Below are 16,616 nucleotides of genomic sequence, written 5' to 3' on the forward strand. Positions count from 1 at the left end.
TCGACGCGTCCGGAGGCGCCGAAGGTTGCACCGGCGGTCGGAGCGTTCTGCATGATCTGCGAAAAACCCGTGCTGGCGCCATAGCTACCCGTCGGTAATGATGCGTTCATGCGCTACGACGTGGTCGTCATCGGTTCGGGCTTCGGCGGCAGCGTCACCGCGCTCCGGCTGGCCGAGAAGGGCTACTCGGTCGGCGTTTTGGAGGCCGGCCGGCGTTTCGCCGACGACGAGTTCCCGCGTACGTCCTGGCAGGCGCGGCGCTTCCTCTGGGCGCCGAGGCTCGGCTGCTTCGGGCTGCAACGGATCACCCTGCTCCGCTCCGCCGACCGCAAGGCCGGCGGCGGCGTGCTGGTGCTCTCCGGCGCCGGGGTGGGCGGCGGGTCGCTGGTCTACGCGAACACGCTCTACGAGCCGCTGGACGCGTTCTACGCCGATCCGCAGTGGCGGGACATCACCGACTGGCGCGACGAGCTGGCCCGCCACTACGACCAGGCGCAGCGGATGCTCGGCGTCACCACGTACCCGATCGACACCGGCGCGGACCGGGCGATGCGGGCGGTGGCCGAGCGGATGGGGGTGGCGCACACCTTCCACCCGACCCCGGTCGGCGTGCACATCGGACGGCCGGGGCAGCGGGTGGCGGACCCGTACTTCGGCGGCGTCGGGCCCGACCGCACCGGGTGCAGCCACTGCGGCTCGTGCATGACCGGCTGCCGGCACGGCGCGAAGAACACGCTTGTCAAGAACTACCTCTGGCTGGCCGAGCGGCTCGGCGCCCAGGTGCACCCGCTGACCACGGTGACCGCGGTACGCCCCGATCCGGCCGGCGGCTACGCGGTGCACACCGAGCGCACCGGGGCCTGGCTGCGCAAGCGCCGCGCGGTGATCCACGCCGACCAGGTGGTCTTCGCGGCCGGCGCGCTGGGCACCCAGCGGCTGCTGCACAGGATGAAGGCGACCGGCGCGCTGCCGGCGCTCTCGCCCCGGCTGGGCGAGCTGACCCGGACCAACTCGGAGGCGATCCTCGGCGCCTCGGTGGGCCCCGGGGCGGCCCGGCGACGCGGCCTCGACTTCTCCGAGGGGGTGGCGATCACCAGCTCGTTCCACCCCGACCCGCAGACCCACATCGAGCCGGTCCGCTACGGCAAGGGCTCCAACGCGATGGGTCTGCTCCAGTCGCTGCTGGTCGACGGCGGGCCGCACCGGGTCCGGCGCTGGCTGGGCAGCATCGTCCGGCAGCCGGGGCTGGCCGCGCGGATGCTGTCCGTCCGCGGCTGGTCCGAGCGCACCGTCATCGCGCTGGTCATGCAATCGGTCGACAACTCGCTGACCACCCGCTGGCGGGGTGGCCGGCTGGTCTCCGGCCCCGGCCACGGCGCCGCGAACCCGACCTGGATCCCGGCCGGCAACGAGGCCGTCCGGCTGCTCGCCGAGGAGATCGACGGCACCCCGGGCGGCGCGGTGACCGAGCCGTTCAACATCCCGATGACCGCGCACATCCTCGGCGGGGCGGTGATCGGCGCCACCCCGGCCGACGGCGTCGTGGACCCCTGGCACCGGGTGTACGGCCACCCGGGGCTGCACGTGGTGGACGGCGCGGCGGTCTCGGCGAACCTGGGCGTCAACCCGTCGCTGACGATCACCGCGCAGGCCGAGCGGGCCATGTCGTTCTGGCCCAACAAGGGCGAGGCCGACCCCCGCCCGGAACCCGGCGCCGCGTACACCCGCCTGGCCCCGGTCCCCCCGCGCAACCCCGCCGTCCCCGCCCACGCCCCCGCCGCGCTGCGGTGAAAGGCGGGGCCCTCGCTCAACGCCTCCGGTAGAGGCGGGGGCCCTTCCTGGCACCTTGGGAGCGACGCGCCGCCGGGGCGCGTCCGCGCGGCTCGTGACTGTCGGTAGGCTTTGCGCACATGAGCACGCCTCGCCCCGTCCTCGTGGTGGACTTCGGAGCCCAGTACGCCCAGCTCATCGCGCGCCGCGTCCGCGAGGCGAAGGTCTACTCGGAGATCGTCCCGCACTCCATGCCGGTGTCCGAGATGCTGGCGAAGAACCCGGCCGCGATCATCCTGTCCGGCGGTCCCGCCAGTGTCTACGCGCCGGACGCGCCGCAGATCGACGCCGGTGTGTTCGACGCCGACGTGCCGGTCTTCGGCATCTGCTACGGCTTCCAGGCCATGGCCCAGGCGCTCGGCGGCACGGTGTCGCGCACCGGCAACCGCGAATACGGCGGCACTCCGCTGCGCCCGCGCCTGACCGAGCCCGGCGTGCTGCTGCGTGACCTGCCGGCCGACCTGCCGGTCTGGATGAGCCACGGCGACTGCGTGACCGAGGCGCCGGCCGGCTTCACGGTCACCGCCGAGTCGGCGGGCGCCCCGGTCGCCGCGTTCGAGGACCTGGCCGGCCGGCGTGCCGGCGTGCAGTTCCACCCCGAGGTGGGGCACACCGCGCACGGGCAGGAGATGCTGACCCGCTTCCTGTACGACATCGCCGGCGTCGCGCCGACGTGGACGCCCGAGAACATCATCGACGAGCAGGTCGCCCGGATCCGGGAGCAGGTCGGCGACAAGGAGGTCATCTGCGGCCTGTCCGGCGGCGTCGACTCGGCGGTCGCGGCGGCGCTGGTGCACCGGGCGGTGGGCGACCAGCTCACCTGTGTCTTCGTCGACCACGGGTTGCTGCGCGCCGGCGAGGCCGAGCAGGTGGAGAAGGACTACGTGGCGGCGACCGGCATCAAGCTCAAGGTGGTCGACGCCCGGGAGCGGTTCCTCGGCGCGCTGGCCGGGGTGACCGATCCGGAACAGAAGCGCAAGATCATCGGCCGCGAGTTCATCCGGGTCTTCGAGGCCGCCGCCCGGGAGATCGCCGCGCACGGCGACGTGGAGTTCCTGGTGCAGGGCACGCTCTACCCGGACGTGGTGGAGTCCGGCGGCGGCACCGGCGCCGCAAACATCAAGAGCCACCACAACGTCGGCGGCCTGCCCGAGGACCTGAAGTTCTCCCTGGTCGAGCCGCTGCGCACGCTGTTCAAGGACGAGGTCCGCACGATCGGCCTGGAGTTGGGGCTGCCCGAGGCGATGGTGTGGCGACACCCCTTCCCCGGCCCGGGCCTGGCCATTCGGATCATCGGTGCGGTCGACGAGGAGCGCCTCGCCCTGCTCCGCAAGGCCGACCTGATCGCCCGGCAGGAGCTCACCGCGGCCGGCCTGGACCGGGGGGTGTGGCAGTTCCCGGTGGTGCTGCTGGCCGACGTCCGTAGCGTCGGCGTGCAGGGCGACGGGCGCACCTACGGGCACCCCGTGGTGTTGCGCCCGGTCTCCAGCGAGGACGCGATGACCGCCGACTGGTCCCGGCTGCCCTACGAGGTGGTGGCCCGGATCTCGACCCGGATCACCAACGAGGTCGCCGAGGTCAACCGCGTGGTCCTGGACGTGACCAGCAAGCCGCCGGGCACCATCGAGTGGGAGTGACGCCGGTCACGCGGCGGGCGGCGGCCCGGCCTGCGTCCCCGGGCCGGGCGGCGGGACCGGCGGCCAGCCCGGCGCGGTGCCCGGCGGGTGCGGCCACGCGGGCGCGCCGGCCGGCTCCTCCGGCATCAGGAACCACATGATCGGGTACGCGAGCGCGGCCAGCCCGCCGGTGAGCACGGTGGCGGTCGCGAAGACCACCCGGACCAGCGTGGGGTCGAGGGCGAAGTAGCGGCCGAGCCCGCTGGCCACGCCGGCGATCATGCGGTCGCTGACCGGGCGGCGGAGCTGCTTGTACGGTGCCTGGGAGGGGTTCGTCGAGGTCATGTGTCCACGGTCCCGCGCCGTCCGGCGGACGACCTCGGTGACCGCCCGGACACCTACCCTGATCCATCCCTGAGGCGCCAGCGAAGAGTCAGGAATCCGACTCTTTTCGATGGAGGTAACCCGGCCCGGGGAGAATTTGCTCCCGTGACCACCTCGCTGGAGCCGCTGCGCAGGATCGCGGCATACGCAGTTTGTGCTGATTCAAACGGCCGAGTGTTGCTGGTCCGCGCATCGGAGCGCTCCGGCACCCCCGGCACCTGGTCCCTCCCCGGAGGGGCGGTCGACCACGGTGAGGACCCCAAGCACACCGTCGTCCGGGAGACCGCGGCCGAGACCGGTCTCTCGGTCGCCGTCGCCGGCCTGCAGGACGTGCTCGCCGACATGCGGGCGCTGCCCGAGCGGCGCATCACCATCCACACCGACCGCCTGCTCTACACCGTGTCGGTGCGCGGCGGGACGCTCACCGAGCGGATCGACCGCCCCACCGACCTGGCCCGCTGGTTCACCCTCGACGAGGCTCGGGAGCTGCCGTTGCGGTCGTTCACCGCGCGTGCCCTGGGCCTGCCCACCTCCACCGACGACGTGGTGCCGGAGGAGGTCCCCGAGTTCCCGTCGTTCTACGCGGTCCCCGGTCCGGACGGGCTGCACCGGGCGCAGCGCTTCGCCGCGTACGCGGTGGTGACCGACCCGGAGGAGCGCGTGCTGCTGACCCGCGTCTCCGACGGCTACCCGGGCGCCGGTTGCTGGCACCTGCCCGGCGGCGGCACGGACTACGGCGAGCAGCCCGCCGCGGCGCTGATCCGGGAGCTGGTCGAGGAGACCGGGCAGACCGGCCGCCTGGTCGAGCTGCTCGGGGTGGCCAGCCACCGCGACGCCGCCTCGCTCGGCCCGGAGGGCTACCCGATCGACTGGCACGGTGTCCGTGCCTTCTACCGGGTGGTGGTCGACCAGCCCGCGCCGCCCACCGTGGCGGACATCGGCGGTTCCACCTGTGAGGCCCGGTGGTTCCGCCGGGAGGAACTGGACGCCCTTCCCACCGACCGCCTCACCGAGGTGACCGCCGAAGCCGTCCAGGCCGCCCATCTCCTCTGATCGGCCCCCCGGCCCTGGTGATCATGAGGTCGACGGGACGAGATGTCCGCCCCGTGCCGTTAACCTCATGATCGACGCAGGAACGGGCGGGGAGGACGCGGGGTGGAGCAGCGGCGGCGGGTGGGGGCGTACGGGATTCTCCGGGACGGGCGCGGGCGGGTGCTGCTGGCGCGCGGTGGCCCCGGATGTCCGTACCCGGGGGTGTGGCAGCTGCCGGGCGGTGGGGTCCAGCACGCCGAGCACCCGTCCGACGCGGTGGTGCGCGAGTTCGCCGAGGAGACCGGGCTGACGGTGGCCGCCGCCAGGCTCTCCGACGCGGTCGCCGACGTGGCCGTCTTCCCGACCGACGGCGTGGCGATGCACACGGACCGGCTGATCTTCGAGGTCCGGGCCCGAGGCGGGCGGCTGCGGCCCGAACGGGCCGGCGGCAGCGACGAGGTGGGCTGGTTCAGCGCCGAGGAGGCCGCGCTCCGACCGCTGATGCCGTTCACCGCGGAGCTGCTCGGCCTCCCGGTGTCGCCGCTGCCGGCCGACCTGCCCCGGGCCCTGCCCGCCGCCCCGACCGGCCCGGCAGCCGACCGCCGGCAGCGCTTCGCCGCGTACGGTCTGGTCACCGACCCGGACGACCGGGTGCTGCTCACCATGATCGCCGACGGTTACCCGGGCGCCGGGCGGTGGCACCTGCCCGGCGGCGGCACCGACCACGGCGAGCAGCCGGCCGCCGGGCTGCTCCGCGAGCTGGTCGAGGAGGCCGGTCAGCTGGGCCGGGTGGTCGGCCTGCTGGCCGTGGACAACCTGCACACGCCGGCCGCGCTCGGGCCGGAGGGCCGCCCGCTGGACTGGCACGGCATCCGGGTGGTCTACCGGGTTCGGGTGGACACGCCGACCGCGGCGGTGGTGACCGAGCAGGCCGGTGGTTCTACGGCCCGGGCCGCCTGGTTCACCCGGGAGCAGGTGGCGGGTCTGTCGACGACCGAGGTGGCGGCCCGGGCCATCCGGCGGCGGGTGACCTGAACCGCTCGCCGAGCCGCCCTGGGCCACCTCCGGTACAGTCGGGAGTCGGGACAGGCCGATAAAATTGGGCGTTGCGGCCCGAGATGGGAATGATTGAGCGGTTCGCGCGGTTAAGAGAGTTGCAAGTACCGCCGGCAGCTATACCCAAGCCCTTGTCCCCTGTGCAATGGTGTACTCCCCAAATGGGCTGCCGGGCCCGAAAGGTCCGGCACGAGACAGCCGGACACCCGCCCCGACGTGGGCGGCCAGTCGATCCGGTGATGGAGGAAACGTGCCGAGAGCCCCATGGCGCCGGCGTCGTACGACTGACAGTCCGCGCCCCGCAGGGCGTCGCTGGGCGGGCCGGTTGCGCCGCAGCAGCACGTTCGCCCGCCAGGTGCTACTGGTCCGGGTGGGCCGCCGGGACGGCCGGGCCGGGTCCGGGACCGATCTGGTCACCCCCGACCACCGCTACGCCGACCGCCAGCGCATCCGCTACAGCCGGCTCGACGCCGACGTCGAAGCGGTACGCCCGATCAGCCCGGCGCTCCCCCCGACCGCGCCGGTCGACGAGTCCCCGGCGATGTCGATCCCGCTCCTGCCGGGTGAGCGCACCGCCGCCCGGCGCGCCAAGTTCGCGCTGGTCAACGCGTGCACCCTGAGCAGCGTCATGCTCGGCATGCTGGCCATCTTCCTGGCCATGCAGGGCGAGGTGCAGCTCGCCGCGGTCTGCCTGATCGCGTGCGTCGCGTTCGACGGCCTCGACGGCGCCCTGGCCCGCAAGCTCGGCGTGGCCAGTCCGTTCGGCGCGCAGATGGACTCGCTGGCGGACATGTGCTCGTTCGGCCTCGCCGCGCCGGTGGTGGTCTACGCCTCGCTGGCCGGTTCGGTGCCGCCGGCGGCCGCCGCGGTCGCCTGCGCCCTGGTCGCGGCGTGTGCGGCCGTCCGGCTCGCCCGGTTCAACGTCTCGCCGAAGGACGGCCGCTTCTTCTGCGGCGTGCCGACCACCATGGCGGCGATGGTGCTCGCCCTGACCGTGGCGATCGGCGTGCCGGTCCCCGGCCTGGTCATGGTCGCCGGCGTGGCGCTGCTCGCCTTCGCCATGGTGTCGAGCTTCCCCTACGCCAAGCTCGCCCGGCTGCTGAAGCTGCCGCCGTGGCTCTGGTTCGTCCCGGTGGTCGGCGCGCTCGTCGACATCCGGCTCACCTTCGCCCTCGTGGTGGTGGGCTACCTGGTCAGTGGCCCGCTGCTCTGGCTGCACCAGCGTCGCGCCGCCTGAGGCGACGACACGTACGCACGAGAAGGGGCGCCGCGCGCGAGCGGCGCCCCTTCTCGGATGTCGTGGGGGCGGTCAGCGCCAGCGGGCGATGACCGTGGACCCGCCGACCACCTTGTCGCCCGGGCCGACAAGCGGATCCGCGGTGTCGGCCGGCAGGTAGACGTCGGTACGCGAACCGAACCGGATCAGACCGAACCGCTCGCCCTTCGCCAGCAGCGAGCCGACCGGCGCGCGCTGCACGATCCGGCGGGCGATCAGCCCGGTGCGCTGTGCCACGACCACGGTGCCACGGTCGGTGTCCAGCACCGTGTACGCCGCCACGTTGTGCTCGGCGTCCGGCTTCATGGCGTTGACGAAGCCGCCGTCGGCGACGAAGTAGTCGACCACCTTGCCGGCTACCGGCGCACGGTTGACGTGCACGTCCAGCACCGACAGGAAGACCGCGATCCGCAGCCACTCGCCGTCGCCGAAGCGTTCGTCCTGCAGCCGCTGGACGGACAGCACCTGGCCGTCCGCCGAGGCGACCACGGCCGACGGGTCCTCCGGGACGTCCCGCTCCGGGTCCCGGAAGAACGCGGCCACCGGGCCGGCGGCCAGCGCCGGCAGCAGCCACAGCTTGGACTTCGGCCGGGTGGCCCGGGCCAGGGCGGCCAGGCCGAGCGTGATGCCGGCGGCGGCCACCCCGTTGGAGTCGATGTGCATCCGCCGGGTCACCGGCACGCTCGACGGCCGGTACGCCGGCGAGAGCGAGGCGGCCAGCGCGGCCGGCGCCGGGGTGAAGCGCAGGTGGTGCACGCGTACCGGCGGGGAGTTGCGCAGCACCACGTCGGTGCGGACGCCGTGCAGCACGCCCTGCCGGTCCAGCTCGGCGCCGGCGCCCTCGGTGCGGAACAACGGCGCGGCGACGCTCAGCACCGCACCCTCGGCGAGGTACTTGGACAGCCCGTCCACCGCGGCGCGGGCCTCCTCGGCGGTGCCGGTGAACGGCTCGGCGACGAGCACCACCGCGGCGGCGTCCGCCTCGGCGAGCGTGTCGATCACGCGCACCCGGTCGGCGACCCAGCGCCCCTGTGCGGTCACGTGCTCGCGCAGCGCCGCCGCGGCTCCCTCCGCCGGCACGACGATCAGCCGGTCGCCCGGGAGCAGCGCCTCGATCGCGGCGGCCAGCACCGCGGACTCCGGGGTCGCGCCGACCAGCAGGCCGGCCTTCGAGTCGTTACGCCGGGCGAACTCGGCGACGAGCGTACGGGCGGCGCGCTCGCCGAGGCGGACCGCGCCGGACGGACCGGTGACGCGCACGGCGGGGGACTGGGTCATCTCGGATGAGCTCCTGACGAGGTAGAGACGGACGGGGACCGCTCCGGCGTCGCGACCGGCCGGCGGGACCGGGAGCGCCGGGCGCGGTCGGGGGCACGGACCGGACGGCGGCGGCGAGGTCTCCCGCGACCAGCATAGGCCGCGCCGCCGGACCGCCGCACCGGCGCGGTCAGACCGGCGGTTCCCCGGAGGTACGCCGCCCGGCCGGCGGTTCGCCGGTCTCCGGGTCGATCGGCGGCAGCTCCCGGGTGACCGGGCCGGACCGGTCCTCGGGTTCCAGGATGGACAGCTCCTCGGTCGGCGACCGGCGCGGCTCCCCGTCGGCGGACGGGTCCTCCTGCGCCGGGACCGGCACGTCGCCCACGGCGTCGGCGGGCGGGTCCTGCCGCGCCGGGACCGGCACGTCGCCCACGGCGTCGGTGGGCCACTCGTCGGCCCCGGTGGGGACCGCATCGACGCCGGTCGGGGTGCCGTCGCGCCAGGGCGCTGCCACGGTCGCCTCCGGCTGGTCCGGCTCGACCGGCTGGTCCGGGCCGCGCACCGAGCGCAGCGCGCCGACCAGGCCGAGCAGCCCGATCACGACCAGCCCGCCGGCCAGGAACCAGCCGACCGGAGGCACGGCCAGCCCGAGGATCCGGGCCAGCAGCCACCAGAGCGCGAGCCCCAGGAAGACGAGACCGAAGGCGAACGACACGATGTCCGTCCGGTGTGCCTTCACCGGGTCACCTCCAGGTTTCCAGCGTTCAGATGGACATAGAGGCGCAGGGTGCCGCCGCCGGGGCCGTCCGCGCCGGCGTCGGTGCTCTCCCAGTGGCGACCGTTGAGCCCGCCGGTGCGCCGGCCGAAGACGGACGCCTCGCCGGCGTTGACGTCGGCCACCGTGGTCACGTCCACGTTCGGCGGTACGACCACGGTCGCGTTGCCGAGGTTCACAACGACGGTCACCTGGATGTCCTGCTTGTCGAAGTCGATCCTGCGCAGGTCGAGCACCGCGTCACCGAGGTTGTTCTCGTACCGGTCGGCCAGGTCGCGGCGGTCGGGCGGGGCCCAGGTGACGTTGCCGTCGATGCCCCGGACCCGGTCGTAGGACTCGGCGACGGTGGCGACGCCGAGCGCCGCCGCGGTCACCAGACCGAGAGCGATCAGCCAACGCGCCCGGCCGAACCAGGTGCCCACGAGCAGCCCGAGGCCGATGGTGGCCAGCGTCGCGGCGAAGTAGCCGGCCGCGCCGACCGGGAACACGTCCAGCAGGTCGAGCATCGCCACCAGGCCCAACGCCAGGAAGATCAGCGAGAAGGTGATCGGACCGAGCGGGGAGCGTTCCTTCGGCCGCTTCGGCGGCCGGGGCGGCCGGGCGGGCGCCGGGGCCGGGGGCGACCCGGCGTACGGGCCGTGCGGGGCGAACGGCGGACGGTAGCCGCCCGGCGGCAGCGGGGCACCGACCGGCACCGTCGGCGGCACGGCAGCCGGCTCGCCGACCGGGGCGCCGGTGGTCGGCGCGGTTGGCCAGGCGGAACCCGAGGTGGGCCACGCACCGGTGTCACCGGCCGGCGCGGCCACCCCGGGCATCGCGACGGTCGTCGGCTCGGACCGGACCGGCCGGGTGCCGGCCGCGGCGGGCCACCCGGCGGCGGGCAGCGGCGTGGCCGGGTAGCCGGGCTCGGACAGCGCGGGGGGCGGGGGCGGGTAGCCGGGCTCGGACAGCGCCGGCGGGTAGCCGGGCTCGGGACGGACGGGTGACGTGAGGTCGCCCGACTCGGCCCGGAGGCCGGGCGGCGCGCCGCTTCCGGGCGCTGCGGCGGGCCACGCCGGCGGCGTGACCTCGACCGGTTCGCCGGGGTGGGGGGAGGCGGCGGCTCCGGGCGGTGTCGCGTACCCGGCGGGCCCGCCGGACCAGGGCCTCCCGGTCGGGGCGGTCGGCCCGGCCCAGCGTGAGGTGGGCGCCGCGCCGGGCCGGGACGCGAAGCCACGCTGCTCACGGTTGAGCATCAGCGCGCCGCCGATCAGGATCACCGCGCCCAGCAGGATGGCCCGGAAACCGTCGGTGACGACGTACGCGAAGCCGACCGCGACCACGATGCCGAGCACGATGACGGTGATCGGCGACATGCTGGAGCGGCCCCGGCCGAGCATCGACTCCACCGGCGAGGCGGTGTCCCCCTCGCCCGGGATGATCAGCCACGCGGCGACGTAGACGAGCAGCCCGATGCCGCCGAAGAAGCCGAGCACGGCCAGGAGGACGCGCCAGAGCACCGGGTCGGTGTTCGTGGCCCGGCCGATGGCCGCGCACACCCCGGCCAGGTAGCGGCCCTCCCGGGGGCGGACCAGCCCGTAGCGGGTGGTGAAGCCGGCGGCGCCGGGCGGTGGGACGTACCCACCGGGTGGCGGACCCGCGAACGGCGCCCCGCCGGGCGGCGGGGGCGGAGCGTCGGCGGCGGATGCCGACCCCGGCGGGGTCGGCGGCGGGTCGCCCTGTGCTGCCGCCCAGGGGCGGGGCGGACGGGCAGCGTCCTCGGTCATGCCTCCGATACTGCTGCCCCGGCCGGCCGGACGGCCTCAGGAACCGACCCTGACCCCACCCTGAGATCGGGCGTCGGCGAATGTCCGGGGCGTCCCCGTGGTCCGGGGCGTTCCCGCCGTGTGACGATCGGAGCGTCGGCCGCCGCCGGCACCTCCGCGCCGACCCGGGAGCCTCCGATCAGCAGCACCGTCACGCCGCATCCCCCGCGTCTCTACCGGGCCACCGAGCACCGGTTGGGCGCCGGGGTGGCCGCCGGCATCGCCGAGCACCTGGGCATCCCGGTGCTCCGGGTACGGGTGGCGTTCATGGTGCTGCTCGGGCTGAGCGGTCTCGGCCTGTTGCTCTACGCCGCCTTCTGGGCGGTGGTCCCGCCCCGGCCCGGCGACACCGCCGCCCCGCCCCGCCGCGACCTCGCCCAGCTGTTGCCGTTCGTGGCGATCGGGCTGGGCGTGCTGCTGCTCCAGGTGGTCGCGTTCGACTCGGTCGGCGCGGCCGGCACCGCCGGGTGGCTGGTCGCGATCATCGCGGTCGGCGCCGGCGTCATCTGGCACCAGTCCGGGCCGGAGCGGCGCCGGCAGTGGGGCGACTCCGCGGTGCCCTGGCTGGGCGCGGTGGTGGAGGAGAGCGACCGCCGGGCGTTCGTGCTCCGCTTCATCGGCGGCGGGGTGCTCGTCGCGGTCGGCATCATCGGCGTGGCCGCGGTCTACTCACCGGCGCAGAACTTCGACGCGGTGCTCAACGGCATCATCTTCGCGCTGGTGGGCCTGGCCGGCGTGGGCGTGGTGACCGGCCCGGTGCTCTGGCGCACCTGGAACCAGCTCCGCTCGGAGCGGGAGGGGCGGATCCGCGAGCAGGAGCGGGCCGAGCTGGCCGCCATGGTGCACGACCAGGTGCTGCACACGCTCGCCCTGATCCAGCGCAACGCCAGCGACGTCAAGACGGTGCAGCGGCTGGCCCGGGGCCAGGAGCGCTCGCTGCGCAACTGGCTCTACAAGCCGACCGCCTCACCGACCGAACGCTTCGCGGCCGCCCTCGAACAGGCCGCCGCCGAGGTGGAGGACACGTTCGCGATCACCGTCGAGGCGGTGGTGGTCGGCGACCGGGAGACCGACGAGCGGGTCGGCGCGCTGGTCGCCGCCGCCCGTGAGGCGCTTGTCAACGCGGCCCGGCACGCCGGGGTGCAGACCGTGTCGCTCTACGCCGAGGTGGAGCCGGAGCAGGTAAGCGTCTTCGTCCGGGACCGGGGCAAGGGCTTCGATCCGGATACGGTGGAGGATCACCGGCACGGCGTCCGGGGCTCGATCATCGGGCGGATGAAGCGGCACGGCGGCCGGGCGGAGATCCGGTCCGAGCCGGGAGAGGGGACCGAGGTCCGGCTGATCCTGCCGATCAGCGGCTCCGGTTCCACGGCGGAAAGGGACAGATGACCATGTCCGAGCAGGAACCGGTCGAGGGTGCGGCGCCGCGAGGGCCGCTGCGGGTGTTCCTCGTCGACGACCACGCCATGTTCCGGGCCGGCGTGCGCGCCGAGCTGGGCACCCGGGTCGAGGTCGTGGGCGAGGCCAGCTCGGTGGCCGAGGCGGTGACCCGGATCGCGGCCACCCAGCCGGACGTGGTGCTGCTCGACGTGCACATGCCGGACGGTGGCGGCCGTGCCGTGCTGGAGGCGATGCGGCGGACCCACCCACAGGTGAAGTTCCTGGCGTTGAGCGTTTCCGACGCGGCCGAGGACGTGATCGGCCTGATCCGGGCGGGCGCCCGGGGTTACGTCACCAAGACCATCTCGCCGGAGGAGCTGACCGACGCGATCCGCCGGGTGGCCGACGGGGATGCCGTGTTCAGCCCGCGGCTGGCCGGGTTCGTGCTGGACGCGTTCGCGTCCCGGCCGGACGCGCCGGTCGCCGACCCCGAGCTGGACCAGCTCACCAACCGGGAGCGCGAGGTGCTCCGGCTGCTCGCGCGGGGGTACGCGTACAAGGAGATCGCCAAGGAGCTGTTCATCTCGATCAAGACGGTCGAGACGCACGTCTCCAACGTGCTGCGCAAGCTCCAGATGTCGAACCGGTACGAGCTGTCCCGCTGGGCCGCCGACCGCCGGCTGGTCTGAGCCCGCGACCCCGAGGTCCTCGCCCCCATCGTCCACCCGGGCGGCGACGGTGTCCGCACAGCCGACGGTGCCATCGGCCGGACGGGTAGAACTACGTGTGTCCGAGGCCCGCCCGGGAGGCGTCCTCGCCCGCCCGGGCACGCTCCCGACGCCGGAAGTGTCGGGTGGTGTCGATCGGTGTGGGCCTGTCTTACCTGTTCAGAGCCGTGCGATCCGCGCTGTTTGTGATCTTTTCTCAAGTATCGGCAACGTGGCAAGCAACTAACGTCTTGATAACGGCACCTTCACGGAAAGGGCCGGTGGGTGTCACAGTGGCAGCACCTCACCCCCCGGTGTGAGGCATCTCGTCGGGCCCGCCGACCACGTGACGCCGTTACCCGCGCCGCCCCGTGGTCGTCGACCCTGCGCGATGTCCTCGTCGAAGGGTGTGGCGCCCGGCGGATCGGTACCCCTGGGGTGTCCCGATTTCCTCTGCGGTAAACCGGCATCCTGCGGTTCGGGACGTCGGCGGTGTCACCCCCCACACGTGCGTGAAACCCACGACGGAACCAGGTTAAGAAAGAGGAGGCCCCTCGGAATGAGAGTCTCGAAGCGGGCGAGCGGCGCGCTCGCGGTGGGCGCGGCATTCGCGCTCATCGCATCCGGCTGCTCCAGCGGGAACAACGACGGTGGCGACGCCGGCGCCAGCTCGGACGGCGCGATCGTCATCGACGGAACCCAGCCGGAGAACCCCCTGGTTCCGGCGAACACCACCGAGACCGGTGGCGGCAAGATCATCGACTGGCTGTGGAGCGGCCTGGTCGAGTACCCCAACAACGGTGGGGCACCGCAGAACCTGCTCGCCGAGTCGATCGACACGAGCGACTCGAAGGTCTTCAAGATCAAGATCAAGCAGAACACCAAGTTCCACGACGGCACCACCGTCAAGGCCGAGAGCTTCGTCAAGGCCTGGAACTGGGCGGCGTACGGGCCGAACGGCGCGCAGAACGCCTCCTTCTTCTCCGACATCCAGGGCTTCGGCGACGTCTACACCGAGGACCCGGACGGCCCGGACGGCCCGAAGAAGGCCCCGGAGCCGAAGGCCAAGGAGATGTCCGGCCTCAAGGTCGTCGACGACTGGAACTTCGAGGTCACGCTCGCCGCGCCGACCGCCGTGTTCCCGACCAAGCTCGGCTACAGCGCCTTCATGCCGCTGCCGGACGCGTTCTTCTCCTCCACCCCGGCGGACTTCGGCAAGAAGCCGATCGGCAACGGCCCGGTCAAGCTGACCGCCTGGCAGGACGACGTCGAGATCAAGCTGACCCGCTTCGACGACTACAGCCTGCGCGACAAGATGAAGATCAAGGACGTCACCGTCAAGATCTACCAGGACGACGTGGCGGCTTACAACGACCTGCTCGCCAACAACCTGGACTTCCAGCAGCAGGTTCCGGTCTCGTCGCTGGCCGGTGACAAGTGGAAGACCGACCTGGGCGAGCGGGCGATCTCCACGACGATCCCGTCGACCGGCATCATCGCCTTCCCGATCTACGACAAGCGCTTCACCGACCCGAAGCTGCGCAAGGCGATCTCGCTGTCCATCGACCGGCAGGCCATCACCGACAAGATCTTCTTCGGTAACCGCAAGCCGGCCGACAGCTGGGCCAACCCGCTGACCCCGGGCGCCGCGCCGGGCAACTGCACCGCCTGCAAGTTCGACGTGGCGCAGGCCAAGCAGCTCCTCCAGGAGGCCGGTGGCTTCCAGGGCAAGCTGACCCTGTCGTACAACGCGGACGCCAGCCACAAGGAGTGGATGGAGGCCGTCGCCCAGCAGATCAAGACCAACCTGGGCATCGACGCGGTCGCCGTCGGCGTGCCGACCTTCGCGGTCTTCCGTGCCAACATCAACAACTACAAGATGTCCGGCATGTACCGCGCCGGTTGGCAGCAGGACTACCCGGACGTGGAGAACTGGATCAACCCGCTCTACGTGACCGGCGGTTCCTCGAACGACGGCAAGTACAGCAACCCGCAGGTGGACGCCCTCGCCAAGGAGGCCTCCGCGGCCCCCAGCATCGAGGAGGCCCACAAGAAGTTCGGCGAGGCCGTCAAGCTGATCGACGAGGACGTCCCGACGATCCCGATCTACTTCAGCGGCGAGCAGTCCGGCCACTCGGAGAAGATCAAGAAGCTGGAGCTGACCAACGTCGGCGAACTCGACATCACCTCGGTCGAGCTCTGATCCGAACGGTCTGACCCCGGGTCGGGCTCGCCTAACCGGTGAGCCCGACCCGGGGCCGTTCCGCGAGGGGGTGTACAACAAACCCCTCGCACGTTGTCGTCACCGCGTCGGGCGCCCGGCGCTCCCTGTCTGGAGGACCACCCCATGGGCCGTTATCTCTTGAGACGGCTGCTGCAACTCGTGCCGGTGTTCATCGGCACGACGTTCCTGATCTACTGGCTCGTCTGGTCGGTGCCCGGTGACCCCTTCGCCGGCAAGTGCGGCGACCGCGGCTGCCCGCCGAACTACCGGGCCATGATGACCGAGAAATATCATCTCGACGACTCGATCTGGGTGCAGTACGCCAGCTACATGAAGAACCTTTTCCAGGGTGACTTCGGTATCACGTTCGGCGGCCGCGAGATCAGCGACATCATCGCCACGTCGTACCCGAACACCCTGAAGCTGGCGGTGGTCGCCCTCGCCATTGAGGCCGTGATCGGTCTCGGCGCGGGCGTCCTGACCGGTCTTCGACGCAACGGCTTCCTGGACAACCTGGTCCTGGTCTCCACCCTCTTCCTGATCGCCCTGCCGGTCTTCGTCATCGGCTTCGTGCTCCAGTGGGTGCTCGGTGTCAAGTGGGGCATCATCAACCCGACCGTCTCCAACGAGATGCGGTTCAGCGAGCTGATCGTGCCCGGCTTCGTGCTCGGCAGCGCCTCGATGGCCTACATCGCCCGGGTTGCGCGCACGAGCATCGCCGAGAACCGGCGGGCCGACTACGTGCGCACCGCGATCGCCAAGGGCCTCCCGATGCGCCGGGTGGTCGGCGTGCACCTGCTGCGCAACTCGCTCATCCCGGTGGTCACGCTGCTCGGCACCGACCTGGGCGCGTTGATGGGCGGCGCGATCATCACCGAGGGCATCTTCGGCATCAACGGCATCGGCCGGCAGGTGCTCCGCTCGATCGTCACCAAGGAGAGCGCTACCGTTGTCGGCATCGTGGTGGTGCTGGTGGTCGTCTACCTCGTGATGAACCTGCTGGTGGACCTGCTCTACGCCGCCCTCGACCCGAGGATCCGCTATGAGTGACCGCCGCAGCGAACGAATCGTCCCAGCAGTCTGCGCGGGCAACCACGCCCGCGCCGAGCGCAGCGAGGTGCGGGCATGAGTGACCCGAGTATGGCGTCGATCGTGACGACGCCGCCTGCGACCATGCCGACCGAGGCCGGGTCCGGCGCGCCCACCGACGCCGGCGTGCCGGAGAGCGCCAAGCAGCAGAAGCCCCGCGGCCTGCTCAGTGACGCCTGGCTCGA

General features: G+C 72.8%; 12 protein-coding genes and 1 pseudogene. 9 read left to right on the forward strand and 4 right to left on the reverse strand.

Annotated elements, in window-relative coordinates; translation table 11 throughout:
- Positions 1-108: 108 nt before the first annotated feature.
- Entirely contained in the window at positions 109-1,791 is a 1,683-nt protein-coding gene (locus ACGFI2_RS29795; protein WP_393523306.1) for an FAD-dependent oxidoreductase, read from the forward strand.
- Positions 1,792-1,910: 119 nt separating this feature from the next.
- Positions 1,911-3,467 (forward strand): glutamine-hydrolyzing GMP synthase, encoded by a 1,557-nt coding sequence (guaA, locus tag ACGFI2_RS29800; protein WP_393523308.1) that lies wholly within the window; start codon positions 1,911-1,913, stop codon positions 3,465-3,467.
- 6 nt (positions 3,468-3,473) lie between these two features.
- Here the strand turns inward: guaA and ACGFI2_RS29805 are convergent, their stop codons facing one another.
- The gene (locus tag ACGFI2_RS29805; protein WP_393523311.1) at positions 3,474-3,791 is read right to left on the reverse strand and encodes a PspC domain-containing protein; all 318 of its coding nucleotides are present in this window, start codon (positions 3,789-3,791) and stop codon (positions 3,474-3,476) included.
- 144 nt (positions 3,792-3,935) lie between these two features.
- On the opposite strand from ACGFI2_RS29805, the gene ACGFI2_RS29810 reads away from it, so the two are divergent.
- From ACGFI2_RS29810 to ACGFI2_RS29820, 3 genes are all read left to right on the forward strand, one after another.
- Entirely contained in the window at positions 3,936-4,883 is a 948-nt protein-coding gene (locus tag ACGFI2_RS29810; RefSeq protein ID WP_393523313.1) for an NUDIX hydrolase, read from the forward strand.
- 102 nt (positions 4,884-4,985) lie between these two features.
- The gene (locus ACGFI2_RS29815; RefSeq protein WP_393523316.1) at positions 4,986-5,897 is read left to right on the forward strand and encodes an NUDIX hydrolase; all 912 of its coding nucleotides are present in this window, start codon (positions 4,986-4,988) and stop codon (positions 5,895-5,897) included.
- Between the two features lie 346 nt (positions 5,898-6,243).
- Positions 6,244-7,155, forward strand: coding sequence for a CDP-alcohol phosphatidyltransferase family protein (locus tag ACGFI2_RS29820; RefSeq protein ID WP_393523319.1), 912 nt, complete (start codon positions 6,244-6,246; stop codon positions 7,153-7,155).
- A gap of 72 nt (positions 7,156-7,227) precedes the next feature.
- On the opposite strand, the gene ACGFI2_RS29825 is transcribed toward ACGFI2_RS29820, so the two are convergent.
- From ACGFI2_RS29825 to ACGFI2_RS29835, 3 genes and pseudogenes are all read right to left on the reverse strand, one after another.
- On the reverse strand, positions 7,228-8,472 hold the full coding sequence (locus ACGFI2_RS29825) for a phosphatidylserine decarboxylase (protein ID WP_393523321.1): 1,245 nt from the start codon (positions 8,470-8,472) through the stop codon (positions 7,228-7,230).
- Positions 8,473-8,959: 487 nt separating this feature from the next.
- Positions 8,960-9,190, reverse strand: a pseudogene (locus tag ACGFI2_RS29830) (hypothetical protein); the annotation flags it as partial.
- On the reverse strand, positions 9,187-10,992 hold the full coding sequence (locus ACGFI2_RS29835) for a PspC domain-containing protein (protein WP_393523324.1): 1,806 nt from the start codon (positions 10,990-10,992) through the stop codon (positions 9,187-9,189). The pseudogene ACGFI2_RS29830 and the gene ACGFI2_RS29835, both read right to left, overlap by 4 nt.
- 177 nt (positions 10,993-11,169) lie before the next feature.
- Between ACGFI2_RS29835 and ACGFI2_RS29840 the strand changes: the two genes are divergently transcribed.
- The 4 genes from ACGFI2_RS29840 (at position 11,170) to ACGFI2_RS29855 (ending at position 16,392) form a co-directional block, all read left to right on the forward strand.
- Positions 11,170-12,420: a PspC domain-containing protein gene (locus ACGFI2_RS29840; RefSeq protein WP_393523338.1), complete on the forward strand. Its 1,251-nt coding sequence runs from the start codon at positions 11,170-11,172 to the stop codon at positions 12,418-12,420.
- A gap of 2 nt (positions 12,421-12,422) precedes the next feature.
- Positions 12,423-13,100 carry a response regulator gene (locus ACGFI2_RS29845; RefSeq protein ID WP_393523327.1) on the forward strand — a complete coding sequence of 226 codons (678 nt, stop codon included), beginning with the start codon at positions 12,423-12,425 and terminating at the stop codon, positions 13,098-13,100.
- 577 nt (positions 13,101-13,677) lie between these two features.
- Positions 13,678-15,321 carry an ABC transporter substrate-binding protein gene (locus ACGFI2_RS29850; RefSeq protein ID WP_393523329.1) on the forward strand — a complete coding sequence of 548 codons (1,644 nt, stop codon included), beginning with the start codon at positions 13,678-13,680 and terminating at the stop codon, positions 15,319-15,321.
- 144 nt (positions 15,322-15,465) lie between these two features.
- Positions 15,466-16,392, forward strand: a complete 927-nt coding sequence (locus ACGFI2_RS29855) for an ABC transporter permease (RefSeq protein WP_393523332.1) — start codon at positions 15,466-15,468, stop codon at positions 16,390-16,392.
- Positions 16,393-16,616: the final 224 nt, after the last annotated feature.

The organism is Micromonospora sp. NPDC049282 (assembly GCF_043197045.1).
Classification (GTDB): Bacteria; Actinomycetota; Actinomycetes; order Mycobacteriales; family Micromonosporaceae; genus Micromonospora.